Raw genomic sequence first — 20,939 nt, 5'->3', positions numbered from 1 at the left:
AGAGGCGGTTCGCCGTGAATGAGGACGATGCGCTGTTTTGCTCGAGGATGCTTCGGCACGCCGCACTGGGCGCCCTTGTCGGAGGGCCGGTAGCCGCAGGAGCCATCTGGCTGCTGCTGGACAGAAGCGAACTGCTGGACACCGTCAGCCTCGGGGCAGACCGCAGCACACTCACGGTCATCGGGCTCATCGCTGCCCTGCTCATAGGTATCTGGATAGGCGCCATGGTGTCCTGCATGTTCGTGCGCAAGACCACCACTGAAGAACGATGCTATGGCGGCACTCTGGGCTGTCTCATAAACCTGCTGGGCGGCGCTCTCGGCTGGCTCCTGGGCACCCGGTTGTTCGACAGCCAGTTGCATCCCGTACTGCTCTTTCTGATCGGCGCCTTCGCCCTGTCGGCGGTAGCCTTCGGCTTCACGCTCTACTGCCCGCGGGCGCGTCAGTTGTGCCGCACAGACTCCGAGCCCCGGGACGGCTCGGTGTGACGCAGCATCTTGACTTCCGCAGTCCACACGGAGGGCCTCCCCAATGCTCGGGCGAAGCAATGGTCGGCTGATATGCCCCCGGAGACCCGCGTGAAGCTCACCACACACAGCCCGCAAGTCCTGAGCGAGGACGAGATCAGGCGCATCTGGGACACTGCCCTGATGGTGTGGGCCGAGGTGCCCCTGCGCGCTCCCGGTCCCGATGACTTCATGCAGGCCCTGCGCGAGTACGGCTGCGACGTGCGCGGCGACAGGATCCACTTCACGCAGGCCGTGCGCGACAAGGTCTTGGCGCGGATTGAGACGGAGCGCCAGAGGAATGGGCCCTACGGTCCGGCAATTGTCGACGCCGAGACGATTAGCTTCCAGACCAACGGACAAGGCTTTCACTGCTGCGACACGCGAACCGGTTCCCTCAGGCCCGCAACAACAGAAGATCTCGCTGAGTGGTCGCGCCTGTGTGACGCCATTCCGGGGCTCCAGCGTGGCCACCCGACATACATCCCGCAGGACGTGCCCGTGGCGACCTGCGATGTGCATTCCTTCGCCACCATCATCCTCAACAGCCGCGTGCCCTGCCGCGTCTCGGTCTACGACGCCGACCTGATCCCGTTCTTCATCGCTCTGCAGGCGGTGGTGGACGGCTCCGAAGAACAGGTCCGCAAAGCGCCGGTTTTCAACACTACGTGCTATGTAAACTCGCCCTTCATGATCTCCCGCGAGGCTATTGACATCGCCATGCGCGCGCGGGAGCTGATGGGCCTGCCTTTCCGTGTCTTTGCCATGCCGGTCGCAGGGGCTACCGCCCCCGGAACTCTCGCTGGGGCCCTGGTGCAGAGCGTGGCCGAGTGCCTTGCGCTGAACACCGTGACCCTCGCACTGGATGACCGGGTGACTGGCTGGACGGAATCCATGCTGGGCTTCGACATGCGCGCCGGAACCCCGGTGGCCAACTCTCCTGACGGCCAGATTCTGAGCCTCATGGCAAGGCAGATGGGTGCATGGGTCTTCGGGGGCACCTACACCGCCGTGGGCGCCCTGTCCACCACCGCAAAAACCCCGGGTGCCCAGTCCTGTATGGAAAAGGCGCTGGACGCCATGTGGGCTTTCGCGTCGGGCGTGCGCAGCTTCGCTTCGCTGGGTGTCCTGGCGGCCAGTGATGCCGCGAGCGCGACCCAGCTCATGCTTGACCTCGAACTCGTGCACACTCTCGAGCGACTTGCGCGCGGTGCCCGGGTGGATGAGCATACACTGGCCGCCGGCGTAATCGGCGAAATCGCGCCACAGGGAGCGAAGTACCTGGTTCACGAGCATACGGCGCTGCATTTCCGGGACGAACTCTGGGCGGCCGAACTCATGGACCGGCGCTTCCCCAGCGCCTGGATGCAGGACGAGCGCACCATGCTGGATCGCGCCCGTGAGAAGGCCTTGCGCCTGTGCGAGTCCGCCGAGAATCAGTGCCCGCTCACCGAAGAGCAGCGAAAGCAAGTGGTGGGGATCGTGGCCGAGGCGGATGCCTTCGTGGCGAAGCGGAAGCCCAGGCAGGCAGATTGAGTGCCGACTGGCAAAGTGTGGGGGCCCGGCGCGAATCATCAGCGCTACCGGAACCAGCTCCTGCATGACCGGCATCAAGGAGAACTCACCATGCAGACGACACTCCGCGCCGGCGCGTGGAAAACGGACATCACCGCTCCGCTGCATGTGCCGTACCTGGGCTTCGACCCGCGACAGGCGCTGTTCGAAGGCATTCATGACCCGCTTTTCGCGCGGGCCGCCGTTCTGGCCACGGACGACGGAGCGGTGGGCATACTCAGCGTCGATGCTCTCGGTCTTTCGCGCGACTTACTGGGACCGGAGCGAGACTTCATCGATCGCATCCGCACCCGCGTGGCTCACGAGACCGGCCTGCCGCACGAGTGCATCCTGCTGGCCGCGACCCATGCGCACTCCACGCCTGAGACCTACGGCATCACCCGCATCTGGGAGCGCGATGACTGCCGGGCGTGGTTGGAGACTTTCGCCGACAAGCTCGCCGATACTCTGGTTCTCGCCTGGCGCGACATGCGGCCGGCCACTCTGCGCGCCGGTTCGGCGCAACTTGTGGGCCTCGGCAGCAATCGGCGCATGAAAGACACACTGGGCCGGCTTTTTTCGGCGAAGCGCAAGCCCGAGGACGCCGAGATCGTGGACCCAGGCCCGGTGGACACGGAGCTGGCTGCGCTCGTCCTGGAATGTGACGGTTCCGGGCCCATCGTAATCGCGAACTACGCTTGTCACCCGGTCACGGTACAGGTACAACCGCTGGTCTCCGCTGACTTCCCTGGACGTGCCACGCAGATCGTTGAAGACGCGCTGGGTAGTCAGTCCCGCTGCTTGTTCCTGCAAGGGGCATCCGGGGACATCAACCCCATCGGCGACGCTTCCGGGGACTGGCGCGATGTGGAGACCTACGGCCTGATGCTCGCTGGAGGCATCCTGGAAGCTGTCGGTAATGCGCGCATAGCCGAAGGCCAGTGCGAGCCGGCGCTCAAGGGCAGCCTGCAGTCGATCCGGGTCGACGCGCGCCCCGCGCCAACGATCGATGATGCGCGCGCTGCCTTGGAAGCCGCTGAACTGCGCCTTTCCGCGACGCCCCGCGACTCAGCTGATTATGCGACCGCGTACGGAAACGCCCGGCGCTGGCGGGAGACATACCGGCTGTCTCTCTTCGGCCAGGACCCCGTCGCCGTTGAGCTGCAGGCTCTGCGGATAGGAGACACGGCCCTTGCGGCATTTCCGGGCGAACTGTTCTGCGGCCTCGGGCTGCAGACAAAAGCGGAATCACCCGCCCGGCACACAATGATCGCCGAGTGCGCAAATGGCTGCGTGGGGTATCTCGCGCCGGAGAGCGCGTGGGATGACGGCGGGTACGAGGTGAGCGAAGGCGCGTGGTGTCGCGTGGGTCGAGGCGGTCCGGAGAAGATGGTCGCTTGTGTTCTGGAACAACTGCGGGGTGTATTCGAATGATTCCGTGGGCACCAATCCCCGTGTTTGTCCGCAGGACCTGCTGATGCCAACGCAATTGCATGGCGGACTCCAGGAGTACTACGCCGGCGAGACGGGGCAGATCGAGGTGCGCTTCGGCCGATACCGGCTCGACGTGCTGCGGGACGGCGTGGCGTACGAGATACAGACCGGCAGCTTCTTCAAGATCAGCGACAAAGTGGACAAGCTCGCCGATCAGATGCCCGTCGTGGTGGTCTGGCCGGTTCCGCGGACGAAAGTGATTGTGCGCGTGGACCCGGAGACCGGCGCGGAAATCTCGGCCCGCCGCTCTCCGAAGGAGGGTCGCATCAGCGAGATATTCCCGGAACTGGGGCGGATGGCGAAGGTGCTGGCGAAGGACACGGTGAGTCTCGAGGTGGTCTGGACCGTCGAACGCGAACTGCGCACACCGGAGACCCGGCGTGGTCGGTATCACAGGCGCGCATCGCTCATTGGCCGCGAACTGGTGGAAGTCCTTGAAGTGCAGCGCTTCGCGGAGCCAGAGGATTACCTGGCGCTCCTGCCCGCCAACCTGCCTAGCCCGTTCACTGTGGCTGATCTTGCCCAAGCCCAGGGAGTGAACCGGTGGCTGGCGGGGCAGATCGCGTATGGCCTGCACAGTCTGGGGGCCATTGTCCGGGTGGGCAAGCGCGGCAACGCGTATCTGCACGAAACGGTGAAGCCGCTGGAAACCACGGAAGACGGGGGCGGCTGGATCCCGGTCAGCTGCGCCGCCTGCGGCACGGTGGGGCTCGACGCCAGGCCAGGGAGCAGCGTGCGCTGGCGCTGTCCCGGCTGCCGCTCACTGCAGGTGTGGTCTGCTGAGGACCTCAGCGACTGAAACGGATCTGCAAGATGTCTCCGTCCTGTACCACGTAGTCCTTGCCCTCAACGCGGGTGTATCCCTGCGCCTTGCAGTCGTGCATTGACCCCACCTGCTCGAAGTGCTTGAAAGCGGTCACTTCAGCGCGGATGAACCCGTGCTCAAGGTCGGAGTGGATCCTCCCGGCGGCCTGGGGTGCGAGCGTGCCGCGAGGCAGTGTCCACGCCCGGGCTTCGTTGTTATTGGTGGTAAAGAACGTGATGAGGTCGAGAATTTCGAAACAGGCACGCAGGAAGCGGTCGCGCGCAGAGGACTCCAGCCCGTAGTCCGCCAGGAAAGCCGCCTGGTCCTCAGCCGACAGTTCTGCGATCTCTTCCTCAAGCTCGGCGCAGAACTCGATATGTGGCAGGCCGAGAGCTTCGGCCTGCTCGCCCACGCAACGGGCGCGACCGCCTTTCAGGTCATCCTCCGCTACATTGCATACGACGAGAAGCGGCATCATCGTGAGCGGCGCGAAACCCTTCAGGTACCTGGCGTCTTCGGAACCCATCTCCAGGTGGCGCAGGCTTCCTCCAGCGCTGAGATGGTCCCGGCAGCGCTGCAGCAGGTCCATTACCTGGGGCTTGCGGTCGGTCTTCGGCCCCTTGCTGAGACGGTCGAGTGCGCCCTCGATGACCTTCAGGTCGCTCAGCGCCATTTCGAGCAAGATCGTCTCAAAATCCGCGCCCGGATCCAGCGGCTCCCCACGAGAGTCCAAGTCCCCGAAGCACTGAATGACCAGCGCAAGGGCATCCACTTCGGAAGCCAGCTGCCGGTCCACGGCATGTTGCCCCTCGAAATCCACGAAAGTGACGTCCGCGTAGCTGACCTTCTTCGGGTTCTCCGACTGCGCGATTCTGTCCAGCCGCGGGTCGGGAATGGGCACGCTGGCGATTGCGGCGCCGTGGTGTGTGTCCGCCGGGCGCTGTCCGCTGAGCACCCGGAAACAGGTGGTCTTCCCACTGCCGGGCAATCCCGTTATCCCGATGCGCATAGCAGTCCTCCCTGTGTCTGCGATCTTTCCCCGGCGGTCAGTCCGGGGCAGGGCCAAGCACGCCGGCAATCTCCTCCTCACTCAGGGCGCCCTGCCTGAGTACAGCCCACCGGGGCCCGGTGACGTCCACCACCGTCGAGGGCACGCCTCCAGGACATTGTCCCCCAGCGATGATCAACTCGACCATCCCACTGAAAGCCGCGATGACCTGCTTCTCATCGGTTGCCGGGGCCTGTCCGGAAGCGTTCGCGCTGCTCACGGCCACTGGGAAAGGGCAGGCTGCCAGCACTGCCCGCGCGGCGAAATGATCCGGCACACGAATGCCAACGGTCTTCTTCCCGGCGGTGACACGGTCGTTGATCTCCGGCGCCTTCGGCACCACGAGGGTGAGCGGACCTGGCCAGAAATGCTCGGCTAAGACCAGCGCAGCCTCGGGCACCAGAGAGCAGACGCGGCCGATGGACTGCGCGTCGGGGATGAGAATCGGCAGAGGATTGGTCTCCGGGCGGCCCTTGACCTCGAACAAACGCAGCACGGCCCGGTCGTCGTCGGCGCGCACCGCCAGTCCATACACGGTGTCGGTGGGGATCGCCACCAGTCCGCAATCCACCAGGACTTCCAGCGCTTCCGCGGCAGCGTGGGCGGAGTTCTCGGGCGTCACATGGATGAGTCGGGTCTGCATCGGTCCTCTCACGCATATGAAGGTCAAAGCGCAGCAGCCGGCCAACATTCCCACCAGACCGCACCAGCTCCGCCGGGTCGTCAAGCCACGGGAGGGCCCAGCATGCTGACGAACATCGACTACGGTGTGATCGGTGTCTACTTCATGGGCGTGGCGCTCATCGGGTTCTTCGCCCGTCGAATGATCCACGGCCTGGATGACTACTTCGCGGGCGGCCACCGGATTCCTTGGTGGCTCGCGGCACTCAGCCACCACGTCTCCGGATACAGCGCCTTCGCCTTCGTGGGTTACGCCAGCGTCGGGTACAAGCTGGGCTTCAACGTCTGGACCATCTTCGCGCTGCCCTGTTTCCTGGCGATGGTCACCGGCGCGTATGTCTGGGCGCCGCGCTGGGTCAGGCTCGCGGTCATGACACCGGTCCAGTATCTCGAGGAGCGCTTCAACAACACGGTCCGACAGTGCATCGCCTGGAGCGGCATCGCACTGAAGTTTGTGGACGAGGGGACGAAACTCTACTCCCTGGCCAAAGTCATCAACGCCTGCACCGGACTGTCAATCTCCGGGACGATCATCGGCTGTGGAGTGCTCACCGTCAGTTACGTTCTCATCGGCGGCCTGTGGGCTGAGCTGATGACCGACTTCGCCCAGTTCGTGGTGCAGTTCGGGATCACTCTCGCGCTGGTCCCTGTCGTCCTTGCGGCAGTCGGCGGCTGGCACGGCCTTTGGAACAGCCCGAAGTCCCTGCCCTTTACGCTCTTCAGCAAACAGTGGCCCGCGTATCGTCTGGTGGTCTACTTCTTCGTGATCATGCTCAGCTATAACGGCGGGGCGTGGGGGCTTGCCCAGCGGTTCTACTCCATGGGCAAGCCCGACGAGGCGAAAAAGGCGGCGCTTCTGTCCGCCTTCTTATACCTGCTCTACCCGATCGCCTTGTACATACCGGTCTGGGCGGCCCCGATGCTGGTTGGTGACCTCGTCGACCCGGAGCAGGCCTACATCGCGGTGGCCCAGCAACAGCTGCCAAGCATCATGCCCGGCCTTCTGGGGCTCATGGTCGCTGCAATGTTCGCGGCGACCATGTCTATGGTGGACTCCGACATCAACGCCCTCGCGGCTGTTTTCACCAAGGATATCTACGGGCGAGTCATCAACCGCACGGCGAGTGACGAAAAGCTGCTGAAGATTGGCCTGATCGCCACCGGCGTGTTCGGGGCGATCACCATCGCCTGCGGGCTCGCCACGGAAAGCCTGGGCGGCGCCTTCGATGCAATGGTGAACTGGTACGCGGCGGTTCTCGGGCCAGTGTCGATCCCTCTCCTGTTCGGGATGCTGGTTCCCTGGACGACCTGGCGCGGAGCACTGCTATCGTGGCTCGGGGGTTTTGTCACCTTCGTGGTGGTCAAGTACTGGGGCGCCACGGCGCTGGGAATGGCGCTGTGGGGAGATGCGCCGCCGGAGGCCCTCGCGTGGACCATGAGCACCGGGGCCGAGCTACTGGTCGCCTTCGCGATCTTTATGGGCGAGGGCGCGATCAGTCGCATGACCGCCGACGAGCAGGCGCGAGTGGACGGCCTGTTCCGACGTCTCAACCCGCCGAAAAGTGAGGCGTGAAACCACACTGCTCCCCTGTCAGTGGGTGAACATCCAGAAGGTGCGGTCTTCCACCGGCAGCGTCACCCTGGCGCCGCCGCGTTTGTGGGACTCCACCACTGCGAAAGCGATTTCCGCCGTCATCGCCGCCTTGCGCACCCCCTGCTGGGTCTCGCCGCCGGTCTCCATGGCCTGCACGAGGTCGCGGATGAGACGCACCGTGGAGCTTTCCCGCTCGTACTCCGGGAACGGGTGCGCCTCATAGTGTCGGTACCTGGTGCCCTGGGCCATCTTCCACAGATCCCACTGCTCGCAGTCGTTCACGGTGCGGATAGCTCCCGCGTCGCAGACCACCTCGTACTGCGCCCAGAGCGGCGAGTTCATGAGGTATCCGGTCACGCCACTGGCGAACTGTATGATCGCGGTTCCACCCAAGTCGTTGTCGCTGCGCGTCGCGGTGGGTTCCAAGTTCCCCGATATATTCCCCTGCACCCACTCCACCGGGGCGTCGTCGGCGAAGTAGAGAATCATGTCGATAAAATGGCTGGCGCTGTGCAGCAGTGAGCCGCAACTGTAGCTGATGACGCTGTTGACGGCGCCGATTTCTCCGTCGTCGATGAGCTGCTTCGCCCGGTTCGCCCCGGAGTTCCAGCGGCGCAGTGTGCCCATGTTGTACTTCACGCCATTGCGCTCCACCGCTTCCACCACCCGATCGGCTTCCTCCAGGGAGCACGCGAAGGCTTTCTCGCAGTAGATGCCCCGTGCACCGTTTTCGGCCGCGAACACCGCGATCTCGGCGTGCGTGGTGCCGGGCGTGGTGACGCTCACGATGTCCGGCTTCTCGGTGACGATCATCTCGCGGTAATCGGTGTATGCGCGGGGGATGCCGTAACGGTGTTGCAGGCTTGCGGTCTTTGCGGGGTCGATATCGGCAATGGCCACGAGTTCGATGTCCGGGAACTCGGCATATCCCGCGGCATGGGAATACGGGAGCGTCCAGTCCAGTTCGCCCCGCACCTCATCGTCGATGGTTCCAGCCATGCGTCCGGCTCCGACGATCACGGCCTTGAGCTTGCTCATTCGCGGGCCTCCGGTGGTGTTGATGTGCGGCCGATGAGCTGTTCCGGGAGTCAGTCGGCGCCCTCCAACACACTGGCGCGCCAGGTGTGGTGGTGGCCTGTGTCGTAGTCCTCGCGCAAGCGGACGTCGGCTTCGGTCAGCTCGCCAGGGCCGGACGGCCCCGGGTCATCCTGGGCCCGGCGAATCTCCCACCAGCACAGTCCCGCGTGGTTGTGGTCGTGGTGAATCACGAACCCCGCGCGATCCATGATGGGCTTGATCCAGCCCATGCAGTGGTCGCAGTAGTCGTGGTAGTAGGCATACCCGTGCTTGAGGTTGTATCCCTTGGACGGGCACGCGTACATGTCGATGCGGTAATACCCCGCGTCTTCATCATAACAGCAGGTGTAGCCGGCCTCTTCCTCGGCGAGTGTATGCCCCCAGTACTCCACCATGCCCGCGATGCCCTTCGGGATGATGAGTTCCTGCGCGTGGGTCTGGGAATCGCGGTAGATCGCTTCCTCCCAGTACCTGCGTACTGCCTGTTCGCCGTAGTTACGTCGCAGCCATTCGAAGGTCCAGTCATAGTACCCGCAGAATTCGGAGCACCCGATCATGGGGGTTCCTCCCGGTTTCGATCCCGTCAGTCGGCTCCTGCACCGACGCGAAGGTTCGTCATGTCCGCTAGTTGCTGCCGGGCTTTAGCCATCTCTTCGGCGGGAGCGATCAGGGCGATCTGCCCGCCGGCGCCAGGCGCGAAGCTGAGTGTCCTGCTGAGTGCGACCGGATCCGAATCCGCCAGTCCCGGCGTCACGCGCATAACCTGCATCGCGGCTTCGCCTGCCACTGTCCCCAGTCTGATCTGGTCGCACCGGTGCGGGAGAACCAGGACTTGCCGGGAATCCCGCAAGTCCTTGCCGTCCAGGGCGCAGATTCCGAAATACCCGCTCGCTTCGGCCAACAGCTCATCCCCGATGCTCAACGCGCCCTGGCTCTCGGCGGCGATGAGCTCTCCCTGCGCGCCGATGATCACGAAGGCGCTGCCGCCCTGCGCCAGCTCAATGGTCACGCTCGCCGCGGTCAGGGTGATGCGCAGGCGGTCCTCCGCTCCGCCGGTCCGAGCAACCATGAACACCCGGCCGCCGCCGGCAGTTGGCACTGATTGCGCCCGGACCGGGGCATCGGCGGGTTCGATGGCGATTGGCTCGATCCCCGCCATTTCCAGCGCTCGGGCATACAGGCCGAACAGTCCTTCGGAGCCCCGCAATTCTGCCGGGTATGGCGCGAAGAGCACCTTGCCTCGACCTGCCGCGCCCTCAATCAAGTCGCGCTTCCACGCCTGATCCGGGGTCTCGAAGGGCTTGACGGGCTCCTCCTGTGGAAGACCAAGAGCGGTGTAACGCTCGGAGCGGTTGGGCTTGCGAGTGCGGTCGAAACCGATTCCGCCGGTGAAGCATAGCGTCCCGCCTGCTTCCACCCACTGCCGCACTATCTCGAAAGTCGCGTCATCCGGGCAGTACGGCAAGGGCCAGAAGATCACCCGCGCGGTCTCGGGCAGCCCCTCGATGTCTTCCTCATTGATGACGCCGAAGTCCACCCGCTGGTCCAGCAGCCCGGCCACGCAGTTCTGAAGCGCGCCATGCAGATCATTGAAACGCGGGCCGATGCGGTGGCTGTCGGGTGCGAGGATGAACACGCTCGGGGACTCATACTCCAGTTCGCTCGTCGCCAGAAGCAGGCTGGCTTGCTGCAGCGTGTTGAGCCACGGCTTGGCGAGATTCGTGCCGTGGTGCATGAGCCCCCAGGGGAAGACACACTCGTCGAAGTCCTTCCAATCCCAGTTGGCCATGAAGGCCGCGCCCATTCCCGCGGCGTAGTGGATGTACGATTGGAACCGCTGCACCGAGGCATCCACGGGCACCCCGTAATTGCCATTGACCCGAGCATCGTGGGCCTCCTGCGCCCCGAACTCACCCAGACTGAAACCCTTGCCCACGAAGCGCCGGTCGATGGGCTTGAGCTCAAGCGGCATGCGGTCGGTGGCACCGTAGTAGTGCATGTTCGAAAAGTCCGTGTGCCGCACGCCCAGGATCTTGTCTGCGGGGGGCATGCTGGGCAGGTAGCCCACGCAGACGATGGCGTCCGGGTCGCCCTCGCGTATCCCCTCCACATTCACCTTCACCCAGCGATTCAGCAGCTCGGCCTCAAACCGTTTGCGGTCGGCTGCCCGGACATCGTCCCACTCGCCACTGGCCTTCCCAATGGGGACATTGGGCAGGTCGGCCTCCGGCGGGCTGATGGTCCAGGCCGCCCGAAGCGCCTCGCTGGACCCGTAACGCTCCTGCAGGAAGGCGTTCCACAGAGCCACCACGTCCGGCCGGTCGGGCACATCCACCGACGGCTCATTCTGCACATCGTAGAAGATCCCCGGGACGCTCTTGTAGCGCTCGGTCCAGAATCGGTTCCAGTCTCGCTGGGCGGCCAGTTCCTGGTCGGTGAGGGTAACGCCCATCCAGTCGTGCAGCGAAAGGAAGATAGCAACCCGGTGTTTCTGGGCGAGCTGCACGATTGCGTCCATCTGCCGCACCAGTCGCAGAGGTCGCTCCGTCAGATCCAACGGGTTATTCGTGGGCCGTCCCTCGTATCCGCCCTTGGAGTAGGGCGAGAAATGCAGGATGCGCATGATATGAAAGTTCCGCTCAGCCATGGACCGAAAATCCCGGTCCCAGATAGCCGGGGTCTCGTTGGCCGAGAAGTACATCATGCCCGTCTGGTTGGTGCCCACCAGGAAGTTCGCCCGGCCGTCCACGGTGAGGTAGTTCCCCTTCCAGGCGACCTTCGGCCCGCTTGCCAGGATTGCCTCGTTCCGGACGCAGAATGCGGTTTCGAACCGGTCGGCGATGCGCCCACCTTCGGACAGAACGGCGGCGCAAGGCACCAGGTCCAGACCGCCCAGGTCATCCACCGGCACGCTGACTTCCACGGTCACGCTCGCGCCAGGCTCTATTGCCAGGTCGCTCTCAAGAACTGTGGCATTGCCTACCTCAACGGCCAGCTTCCGGTTCGCGGCGCGCTTACCGAAGTTCACAACGGTCGCGGTGAGCTTCGCGGTCTCGCCGGGCTCATAGCAGGCAAGGTCGGACGCCAGCGCCTGAACGTACACCTTTTCGGTGATGTCCTTCAGCACTCGCCCCAGGAGCGCGCGGCGGTTCGCATCGGCCAGGAAGATATCCTGCCCGGATGTGATCCCGCTGAAAGCCCAACTGGAACCCTTGTAGTGCCCCGAGAAGTTGTGCATGATCGACAGCGCCGTGCCCCGCACCACACCCGACCTGCTCTCCACGGCCTCCAGCACCGGAATCCAGCGCCGGTAGACTTCCGGGAAGACCGGGCTGTTCACGCCCGTCAGCCCGGAGGCTGAAAACCCTTGCACCGGCTCCGCGAAATGGTACGTTGGAGTGTCCCCCGTCTGCGCATAGCAGCCCGTTGTACGGAACTGATCGGCGTGCTGCAGCGGATACTGGGGGTCGAAGACCCCGATCTGGTCGGGCTCAAGGCTCATGGCATCGCCCGGCTTGCCCACGCGGGTATTCAGGCGGCGCAGAGCGGGCTTATCCGCGGTGCTGTCCATCTCAGCGGCGGTCACTTCGGTGCCGATCGCTGTCCAGCCGCGTTCGGTGAGGAAAAGCAACTGGTCCAGCGCGTAGCCGTCGGTTGACAGGAAACTGCCTCCCGCCCGCAGGTAGGCGGCGAACGCATCGGCTGCTTCAGCCGGAAAGTACGGGCCGCAGGGGAGGAGCACCGCGTCGAAGTTGTCCGGCGTGAGGGTCACCGGATCTGCGAGGTCTCCGGCCTTGAGAACTGTCCCGCCGAAGCCCAGGTCAGCCAGCGCGGACGCGAGCTCACTCGGGCTGTGCGCCGGGACGAATCCGTCGGGCAGCCCGCCGCCCATGTCCAGGACGCCCACGCTCCCCGCGTCGCCCTCTTTGATCGTCAGGTTCTCTGTTCGCGGCAGTGGCAGTGGTTCGCCACCCGGTCCGGTCTCCCAGATCATGCTGTCCACAGTGACCTCCAGATCGCCGTAATTGCACCCGATCAGCATCCGGTTGACGCTGAGCATCTCCCGGTTCCGCCTTCCCCGCGGATCAAACCGGAAGCCTGCCACGGGTAGCCGCGCGAGATGCCAGCCTTCGGGAAGCTCCACCAGGTCTTTTCCGCCGGGGAACACCTTCTGCAGCCAGGCGTCACCGTCGGGCTCGAACAGCCAGATGTGCATTGCCGCGGAGGGTTCGCACGAGTGCTTGTAGACCCAGAAACGCAATGCCCGGGCTTCAGGGGGGACGGTGCACGGGCCCGTGAGATTGCCCCAGTGGGGCGGGGCATCGGTGTACTTGATGCGCATTCCCTGGCCCTCGTGCATGTAGCCGGTGTCTGCGTCGATCGCGGGCGCATTGCCGCCGTCGCGGTTGTCGGCCCACTGGGTGATGTCCTCAAAGCCCTGCAGTGCCACGTCAGCCCAGGTGGCAGGCGAAATGGCCACTACCGCGGTCATGGCCAGCAGCGCGAGTCTCATGCGAATGTCTCCTCGTTGCGAATGCCCGCCCGGAGAGAACACGGGTGCGGGCGTCATGTCGTGCCGATCAGGGCCACCAGGCTGAGGGCGGCCAGAGCCACCAACGCCACCAGTGCGCCGAACCCGACCGCCCGCCGGCCGAACATCAGCGCGTACACGCCTTTGGCGACGTTGTTCCCGGCCATGGCGAGAAGGATCGCCACTACTGCGACGTGCAGCGCAGGCCCACTGGTGCTGCCTGCGGTCTGGGTGAGGCTCAGGATCATGGCGTCCACGTCTGTCACGCCCGTGAGCAGCGCAAGCGCGTACAGGCCCGCCTTGCCGACGCTTTCAGTGACCAGGCGCGTAGCGACCGTAACCACTGTGAACAGCACTGCAAAAGTCACCGCAGCCCAGATCTCCAGCGGGTTGCGCACAGGCCCCTCATCCGCTTCCGCTCGCTGGGCGGGGGTCTCCCGCCGGAAGGTGGCGAGACCATACCCGACCGCACTGCCGATGAGGGCGAGAATGGCAAGCTGCATGGACAGCGCCCAGGCAAGTTCAGCGTTGAACAGGGCAAGCAGAATCGCCACCCGCAGATACATGACGGAACTCGCGAGGGTGATGGCTCCCACGTATAGCCGGGTGTCGTCGCTGGTGTGGGAGCGCTTCGCAAGGACAACGGTGGTGGCGGTGCTGGAGTATGTGCCGCCCAGCACCGCGGACAGAAGTTCACTCCTGCGCCCACGCATCAAGCGCTGGATGACATAACTCACATACGAGATCCCGCTCACTACCACCACAACAAGCCAGGTGGTGAAGGGGTTGAGGTCGAAGCGGGTGTACTCCTCGTTGGGCAGCGCCGGCAGGATGACCACGGCGAGGAGCAAGAACTGGACCAGGGTGGCGATCTCGCGCCGGTCGATCCCGGTCGCGAGGTTCTCCAGCGGCGCCTTTGCGTGCAGGAGAAGCACGGTTGCCACGGTCAGGGACGCCGCGACCCAGATCAGCCCGGAACCCACCAGAACTCCGACGACGTATACCAGCAGCGCGGCAAGCTCGGTGGTGCCGCCATGGTCGGCGTCTCGCAGCTTGTGCAGGTATGAGACCAGCAGAAACGCGGACACAGCGGCAAGCCCCACCGCAGGCCCGATCGGGTTCCCCTCGGAGACAAGAGTGATTCCATACCCGATTAGCCCGATGATCGGGAATGTGCGCACCCCGCCGATGATGTAGACCTTGTCGGTGGCCCGATTCTCTTCGCGCTCCCACCCGATGAGCAGGCACAAGATGATGGTACTCACCAAACCAAGCACCTGTTCAGGCTCGAGACCGATCTGATCGGTCATCCTCTTCGTACCCCGGTCTGCGAGATTTGCGAAGCCGACCTTGTCCTATTCTCCAGCGGCCTGCCCCATCCTGCTCCCGCGGGTCCCTTCAGACCACGCCAAGCAGGTCGATAACGGATGCGCAGGCCTTCCCGCTCCCACTGGAAGTCCAGATCGCCGTCCGGTCGTCGGGTGCGAAACACGGGTGCGGGTGGGGGCCACCGGGCGCGAGTTCCGACCGGCTGAGTGTCACAAGCTGAACCTCTTCACCCAGCAGGAGCAGGCGTACCTCCCCGGCGTGGGTGTCGTGAATGATCGAGCTCCCGTCAGCCGTGGGGCCCGGATGCCAGGCGCGAGGAGCGTCCAGAGCGCGGTAGTCCGTGTTATCCGGCCGAATCATGCCCATCCCGTCCGGGTGTTGCACAAACACCACCCATTCGCCATTGCGGGTGAATGTCTCGTGAGTCACCCACGGGTGGCCGGGATGGTAGAAGAGCGCTCCGGGATGTCTGCCGTCCACCCGGGCCAGCCACATGCGCTGAGGCGATGATCCGCCGGTCTCGTGGCAATACATGACCAGGTCCGGGTCGGTGGTCGAGAACTGTACGTGGCCGATCTGGAAAGGTCTGTCAATGATGACCCGCGCCGGGCCGCCGTCCGTGGGGATCGCCCACACCCGGCCTTCTCTGGCACCGCTGGCGTGCTCACGGTTCGCGGCCAGCGCGATCAGGCTCCCGTCCACATTGCGGTGGACGCAACGCAGACAGACGTACCCGTTTTCGGCGGGCAGGTCCCGCAGCCGCGCTTCAGCCCCGGTCTCCACATCCACCGACCAGAGGGCTTGATCGCGGGTGAAGTACAGGGTGCGAGCATCCGGCGCCAGGTCCGCTGTATGCACATTGGCCCCGCCTTTGGTGAGGCGCCACGCCTTCGCCTCATCCATCCGCACCACGACGGCCTCAGGGGTCCCCTCGAAGGTCCCCTGACAGATGAAGCTTCGACTATCGGCGGTGAAGAAGCGCTGGTGGAAGTACGGGCAGATCAGCTCGGTGTCCGGCGACGCGAAGTCGGTGATTTCCAGCCCCGGGACAAGAGACGGGCGCTTGTAGACCTCAAGAGCGACAGGCTCGAACATAACGGACTCCCTCGTTGTTTAGTGTCTCCGCGTTCCCCTCTCCCCGGCCCCCGACCTTCAACCGCAAATGACGCGCAGGAGACCGGGCTGTGTCGCGCGAACAGGAGTCATGACAGAGTAAACCGAACCGAGGTGCTGAATATGAAACCAGGGCTTGCCCTCTGTGCGCTGATTGCCGCAACAGCGGCCTTTGCCCAGCCCGTCACGCTCTACGTTGCCCCGAACGGGAACGATGCCTGGACCGGCAGCATTCCCGCCCCCAACGAAGCGGGAACCGACGGTCCGCTGGCGACCATCTTCGCAGCCCGGGATCGCCTGCGCGCCATGCCCGCGAGGAATGAGCCGGCCCGGGTGCTCATGCGGGCCGGCCGATACGAGTTGTCCGAGCCCTTCGTCCTTACACCGCTGGACTCGGGGTCCGAGCAGGCTCCCATCACCTATGCCGCCTATCCGGGCGAGAAGCCGGTGCTCAGCGGTGGCACGCAGATCACTGGCTGGCAGCGGGGCGAAGGCGGTGTGTGGCAGGCGCTTGTGCCCGGGGTTGCAGAGGGTCGCTGGTACCCGAAGCAGCTCTTCGTAAATGGCACGCGCCGCACCCGAGCGCGCACCCCCAACGAGGGCTACTTCTACACCGCCGGCACCGTCCTGCCACCGGGGGCGAGCGCGCCGTCGAATGTCGCCTTCCGCTTCGTTCCAGGTGACATCGAGACCTGGGACGGCTTGGAGGACGTGAACGTGGTGGTCTTCCACTCCTGGGATGTCTCCCGGCTCTTCATCAAGAGCATCAACGAGGAGAGTTCCGAGGTCACTTTCACCGGCCCGGCCGCCTGGCCCTTCGAGAGATGGGGACCGAAGCAGCGGTATTTCGCCGAGAACTCCCCGGAGTTCCTGGATCAACCGGGAGAATGGTATCTCGACCGGCAGAGCGGGGTTCTCAGGTATATCCCAATGCCCGGCGAGGACATGGCGCGGGCGCAGGTCATCGCCCCACGGCTGGCAACGCTGGTAGCACTGCGGGGCGAACCCGATCTGGGCTTGGCTGTGTGCAATGTGACCTTCTCCGGCATCACCTTCGAGCACCAGGACTGGACCATCGACCCGAGGGGGCACAGTGACGCCCAGGCATGCTTCACGGTGCCCGCGGCGATCATGGCTGACGGCGCTTCAGGTTGCGCTTTCGAGGGGTGTGAACTGGCCCACGTTGGCGGCTACGGGATCTGGCTGCGGCGGGGCTGCCGGGACAATGTAATCCGGCAGTGTATCGTGCGGGACCTGGGTGCGGGAGCGGTGCGGATCGGGGAAACCGTCAGAGCGCCCGAAGATGCCGGAGAATCTGCCGGAAACGTCCTGGACAACTGCCACCTGTATGATGGTGGGCACGTCTACGCTTCGGGAGTGGGCATCTGGGTGGCGCAAAGCAGCCGCAACGTAATCTCGCATAATGAAGTCCACGATTTCAACTACTCCGGCATGTCCATCGGCTGGAACTGGGACGACGCGCCCAACCGCACCCGCGACAATATCATCGAGTTCAACCATGTCCACCATGTGATGAACGGGATGCTCAATGACGGCGGGGCCATCTACACCCTGGGGACCTCGCCGGGCAGTGTTATCCGCAATAATGTCTTTCACGACGTGTGGCCCTACAGCGCTATCGGTTGGGGCATCTACCTGGACGCCACCACCAACGGTTATCTCGTGGAAAACAACGTGGTTTACAACACTCTCAGCGGGGGCCTGATGAAGCACAACGGCGGGCATGCGAACATCATCCAGAACAACGTGTTCGCCTTCTCCGCGCAACAGATGCTCTGGCCCTGCTGGCCCGCCGTGGAGCCCAATGTCTTCCGCCGCAATATAATCTACATCACCCAGGGCGATCTGTTCATCCCCATGGCTGAGACCCGGCTGCGCGAGCGCCTGACTCGCAACGAACCCATCGGCGAGTGGGACTACAACTGCTATTGGAACCCGACTGACCCCGACATCCGCTTCTTCGGCCACAGGTGGGCGAAGTGGCAAGAGATGGGGCTGGACACCCATTCCATCATCGCCGACCCGAAGTTTGTTGACGCCGGCGCATACGACTTCCGGCTCCGGGAGGACTCGCCGGCGCCGGCACTGGGGATCAAGTCCATCGACACATCGACGGTGGGCCTGTATGGCGACCCTCAGTGGGTCGCCCGTGCGCAACTGGTCCAGCACTCGCCGACGAAGCTACCCGAGCCGCCTCCACCGCCCAAACCGCTGACGGTGGCGGATGGCTTCGAAGACACGCCCGTGGGCGCGCGTCCGGCGAACTCCTTCGTCTCGGGGGAACAGGGCGGCGCATCGATCCGGGTGACCGACGAGAAAGCAGCAGAAGGCGCACGTAGTCTGAAGATCACCGACCGCCCCGGCCTGAGCAATGATTGGGAGCCCCACTTCTTCTACCAGCCGCGCTACACCGACGGAACCGCCCGTCTGAGCTTCGACGTGTACCTGGGCGGCGAGGGCGCTCTGCTGGTGGAACTGCGCGACCAAACCGGTTATCCCGCCTGCATCGGCCCGAGCATCACCTTCGAGGCCGACGGGGATATTCTGGCAGGCCAACGCCGGCTGACCACGCTGCCCCTGGAGAGCTGGACACGGGTGGAACTCGTCTGCCCGCTGGGCGAAGACGCGGCGCGGTCGTATTCCCTTTCGTTGACCCCGCTCGGAAAGGAGACTCAGCGGTGGACGGACCTGCCTTTCGCGGGCAATCAGTTCCAGCAACTGCACTGGCTGGGATTCGTGACCAGCCTGGCTACACAGGCCACATGGTACGTGGACAATGTCATCATCACCCAGGAGGTGGAGTAGCCGCGATCCGGAACATCGTGGTTTGGCGGAGAGCGCCCGGTGCGAGAATAATGTAATGGCATGTTGTGGGGCTAACAGGCGTCTATCTGAGTGAGAGGGGAAGTGAGAACGATGCGTAAAGTCCACCCAACTGCTTCGATGGTTACGCTCTTCGTGCTGCTGGTCGCATCCGTCTCGTGGGGCCAGGGTACGCCACGTCAACTTCCGGGAGCCCGAGCCCTGGAAAGCATCAAGCTCCCTGCCGTGCAGTTGTCCCTGCAACCAGAGGCTGAGTTCTCGGCGCTGCTCAAGGCGCAGAACATGCCCGAAGCCACGATGCAAAAGGACCTGGCCGCATTCAGGAAGCTCCCGCTTCCTGTTCAGGAGGAACTTGTCAGGCAGATCGAGCCGGCCGACAAGGTTCAGCGTCTGGAACCTGGGACTCGAGCGCTGAGGCCCAGTCCCTGGGCTCGGATTGACCCGGAGAAAATCAAGCTGCTCCTGCCTCCAGTGCTCCGCGCCGTCTCGCCGCCTGACGGAGCCAAGGGCGAGTACGGATTGGCTATCGGAGACAACTTCCGGTCGACCTCCAAAGTCTACCTGAACAACGTGGAACTGAGCACAACACCGATCTTGTTCTGGGGCGACGCCAGCCCGCGCTTCCTTTGCTTCCAGTTGCCGACCACAGGGGTGACCGTGGGCGCGACCTATCCGATGCAGGTGCGCACTGGTGACAGCTCCAGTGGGAGCATCAACTTCCAGATTGTCTCGCCTCGCGGCTACCGGGGCAAATGGGGCTGGAAGGTCGCCAACCGGGGCGGCCCCACAATTCCCTGGGCGATATACCGGAACTACTTCGGGGCGTCCGCGGTAGAGTTCGCAGACGGAACCCACCGGCCTGCAGCGCAGAGCTGGTATGACTCCCGCTACAAAGGTATCGGTGGTGGCGGCAACTGCTACGGCATGAGCCTGTCGAGCCTGCGCGTGAAGCACGGCAACCTGACCGGACTTCTGCACAGCGCGTGGTTCATCGCCAATCCCAAACGGTGGGTATGGGACTACGATACCAACCGCAACCTGGATGAAGTCTGGCAGACCGTCATGGAAATGCAAGGAAGCCAGCTGTCCGAGCCGCAGCACACGCTCCTTTGGGATCGCATCGACAACCAGACTCCGAACCAGGCGTGGGTCTTCGCGCGGGACCATGTAGACCTGCCCGCGCCCCACGGAGTGGTCATGGGCATCACCGGCGGCGGCGGCCATGCGGTGGTCGTCTATGACGTCGGGCCCGATGAAGCCAGCCGCCGGTTCATGCTCTACGACAACAACACCCCCTACACCATTACTGAGACCGGCGGCCCCGACAGGAGCATTGCCACGACAAACAAGGCTGCCAATACCTTCTCCTACGGTTCGTACAACAGGGTGGGTACTTATGACCTGCCAGAGCTTCTCGTTGCGCCGAACCTTCCCACGGAGGCCGGCGGTCCGGGCATGGGTGCAGCGGCCGACAGCAGCTACCTGTCGGTCACACCCCCCGCCCGGGTGGCGCAGATCTCGGACCCCCAGGGGAATACCTACTACGTGGGCGGGAACCAGAATACCGGAGCCAATCGCATACCGGGGGTCATACGCACCTTCCCGCTGGGCAATCCGCCGGCTCCGGACTACCCGGAAACGTGGCTGCTCATGAACTCCCGCGGACGCGAGTACACCATCGAGATCGAGAACCCGACCCGCGCGGCCACCACCATCAACTTCACCCAGAAGGGCCTGGTGACCGATCTCGTCGCAACGGGAGCCCAGATCAGGCTTGGCAGCTCGGCAGTGAACACGAACCAACCTGTGCTGCGCCTGCTGAATCCCAGCGCGATGAACCTGCAGTCGCTCAAGCTCATCGGCATCACGGGCCCGGCGGAGGAGCGGACCTTCGACATACGCGGGCTGCAGGGAGCCGGAGCGGACCCTGTTGAGGTGAGCCTCGAAACGGGCAACAGTGCCCTGCGCATGGTGAACCGCGGAGGGGCAGCACTCAACACCCAGGTTCGCCTGGCCGTCGATGGGCCGAATCTGCATTCAGCAACCGGCCTGGTGGGGATGAGGATAGAGCCGACCCAGACCGGTATTCTGCGTCCCGGCAACTGGCGCAATATACAGGGGCAGAGCCTGCAGCTGGATCGCCTCAACTTGGCTGGAGCGCGGCTGCGGACCGAACAGATCAGACCCTAGCGTACGCGTGTGGCCGAGAGGCTGCAGAGCACTGATGTGAACCAGCAGCGGGGACCGGCACTTCTCCCGAGACACCACGGGGAGGGCCGGTCCCCGCGCTTCGCATCTGGTTTCCGCCGAGGTACTCGGGCAAGCCGCGGCGAACTTGGCCAGTAGCGAGGTAGACACACACG

14 protein-coding genes are annotated in these 20,939 nt (G+C 64.4%); 7 read left to right on the top strand and 7 right to left on the bottom strand.

Annotation, left to right across the window (positions count from 1 at the left end; all coding sequences use genetic code 11):
• Nucleotides 1-14: 14 nt before the first annotated feature.
• The 4 genes from HPY44_05060 (at nucleotide 15) to HPY44_05045 (ending at nucleotide 4,353) form a co-directional block, all read left to right on the top strand.
• Nucleotides 15-488 (top strand): hypothetical protein, encoded by a 474-nt coding sequence (locus HPY44_05060; protein ID NSW55360.1) that lies wholly within the window; start codon nucleotides 15-17, stop codon nucleotides 486-488.
• Between the two features lie 90 nt (nucleotides 489-578).
• Nucleotides 579-2,042, top strand: a complete 1,464-nt coding sequence (locus HPY44_05055) for a trimethylamine methyltransferase family protein (protein ID NSW55359.1) — start codon at nucleotides 579-581, stop codon at nucleotides 2,040-2,042.
• Nucleotides 2,043-2,132: 90 nt separating this feature from the next.
• Entirely contained in the window at nucleotides 2,133-3,494 is a 1,362-nt protein-coding gene (locus HPY44_05050; protein NSW55358.1) for a neutral/alkaline non-lysosomal ceramidase N-terminal domain-containing protein, read from the top strand.
• A 43-nt stretch (nucleotides 3,495-3,537) separates the two neighbouring features.
• Nucleotides 3,538-4,353 (top strand): hypothetical protein, encoded by an 816-nt coding sequence (locus HPY44_05045; protein NSW55357.1) that lies wholly within the window; start codon nucleotides 3,538-3,540, stop codon nucleotides 4,351-4,353.
• Here the strand turns inward: HPY44_05045 and ychF are convergent.
• Entirely contained in the window at nucleotides 4,343-5,368 is a 1,026-nt protein-coding gene (ychF, locus tag HPY44_05040; GenBank protein ID NSW55356.1) for a redox-regulated ATPase YchF, read from the bottom strand. The two genes, HPY44_05045 and ychF, sit on opposite strands and share 11 nt — an antisense overlap.
• A 37-nt stretch (nucleotides 5,369-5,405) precedes the next feature.
• Nucleotides 5,406-6,050, bottom strand: a complete 645-nt coding sequence (locus tag HPY44_05035; protein ID NSW55355.1) for a threonylcarbamoyl-AMP synthase — start codon at nucleotides 6,048-6,050, stop codon at nucleotides 5,406-5,408.
• A 102-nt stretch (nucleotides 6,051-6,152) separates the two neighbouring features.
• Between HPY44_05035 and HPY44_05030 the strand changes: the two genes are divergently transcribed.
• Nucleotides 6,153-7,661, top strand: coding sequence for a Na+:solute symporter (locus HPY44_05030; GenBank protein NSW55354.1), 1,509 nt, complete (start codon nucleotides 6,153-6,155; stop codon nucleotides 7,659-7,661).
• Nucleotides 7,662-7,679: 18 nt separating this feature from the next.
• Here the strand turns inward: HPY44_05030 and HPY44_05025 are convergent, their stop codons facing one another.
• The 5 genes from HPY44_05025 to HPY44_05005 form a co-directional block, all read right to left on the bottom strand.
• On the bottom strand, nucleotides 7,680-8,720 hold the full coding sequence (locus HPY44_05025) for a Gfo/Idh/MocA family oxidoreductase (protein ID NSW55353.1): 1,041 nt from the start codon (nucleotides 8,718-8,720) through the stop codon (nucleotides 7,680-7,682).
• A gap of 50 nt (nucleotides 8,721-8,770) precedes the next feature.
• Entirely contained in the window at nucleotides 8,771-9,316 is a 546-nt protein-coding gene (locus HPY44_05020) for a hypothetical protein (GenBank protein NSW55352.1), read from the bottom strand.
• A 26-nt stretch (nucleotides 9,317-9,342) separates the two neighbouring features.
• The gene (locus tag HPY44_05015; GenBank protein NSW55351.1) at nucleotides 9,343-13,272 is read right to left on the bottom strand and encodes a hypothetical protein; all 3,930 of its coding nucleotides are present in this window, start codon (nucleotides 13,270-13,272) and stop codon (nucleotides 9,343-9,345) included.
• 53 nt (nucleotides 13,273-13,325) lie between these two features.
• A complete protein-coding gene (locus HPY44_05010) occupies nucleotides 13,326-14,600 on the bottom strand; it encodes an MgtC/SapB family protein (protein NSW55350.1) in 1,275 nt (424 codons plus the stop codon).
• 88 nt (nucleotides 14,601-14,688) lie between these two features.
• Nucleotides 14,689-15,714, bottom strand: coding sequence for a hypothetical protein (locus HPY44_05005; protein NSW55349.1), 1,026 nt, complete (start codon nucleotides 15,712-15,714; stop codon nucleotides 14,689-14,691).
• Nucleotides 15,715-15,855: 141 nt separating this feature from the next.
• Here HPY44_05005 and HPY44_05000 point away from each other — a divergent pair, with 141 nt between their 5' ends.
• Together HPY44_05000 and HPY44_04995 are read left to right on the top strand one after the other, a co-directional pair.
• On the top strand, nucleotides 15,856-18,558 hold the full coding sequence (locus HPY44_05000; GenBank protein NSW55348.1) for a right-handed parallel beta-helix repeat-containing protein: 2,703 nt from the start codon (nucleotides 15,856-15,858) through the stop codon (nucleotides 18,556-18,558).
• Nucleotides 18,559-18,669: 111 nt separating this feature from the next.
• A complete protein-coding gene (locus HPY44_04995) occupies nucleotides 18,670-20,766 on the top strand; it encodes a hypothetical protein (protein ID NSW55347.1) in 2,097 nt (698 codons plus the stop codon).
• The last annotated feature ends 173 nt before the right edge of the window (nucleotides 20,767-20,939 follow it).

The sequence above is a fragment of the Armatimonadota bacterium genome (assembly GCA_013314775.1).
Taxonomy (GTDB): domain Bacteria; phylum Armatimonadota; class Zipacnadia; order Zipacnadales; family JABUFB01; genus JABUFB01.
Note: the sequence above shows the minus strand (reverse complement) of the source record. Positions and strands in the feature narration are given on the sequence as shown.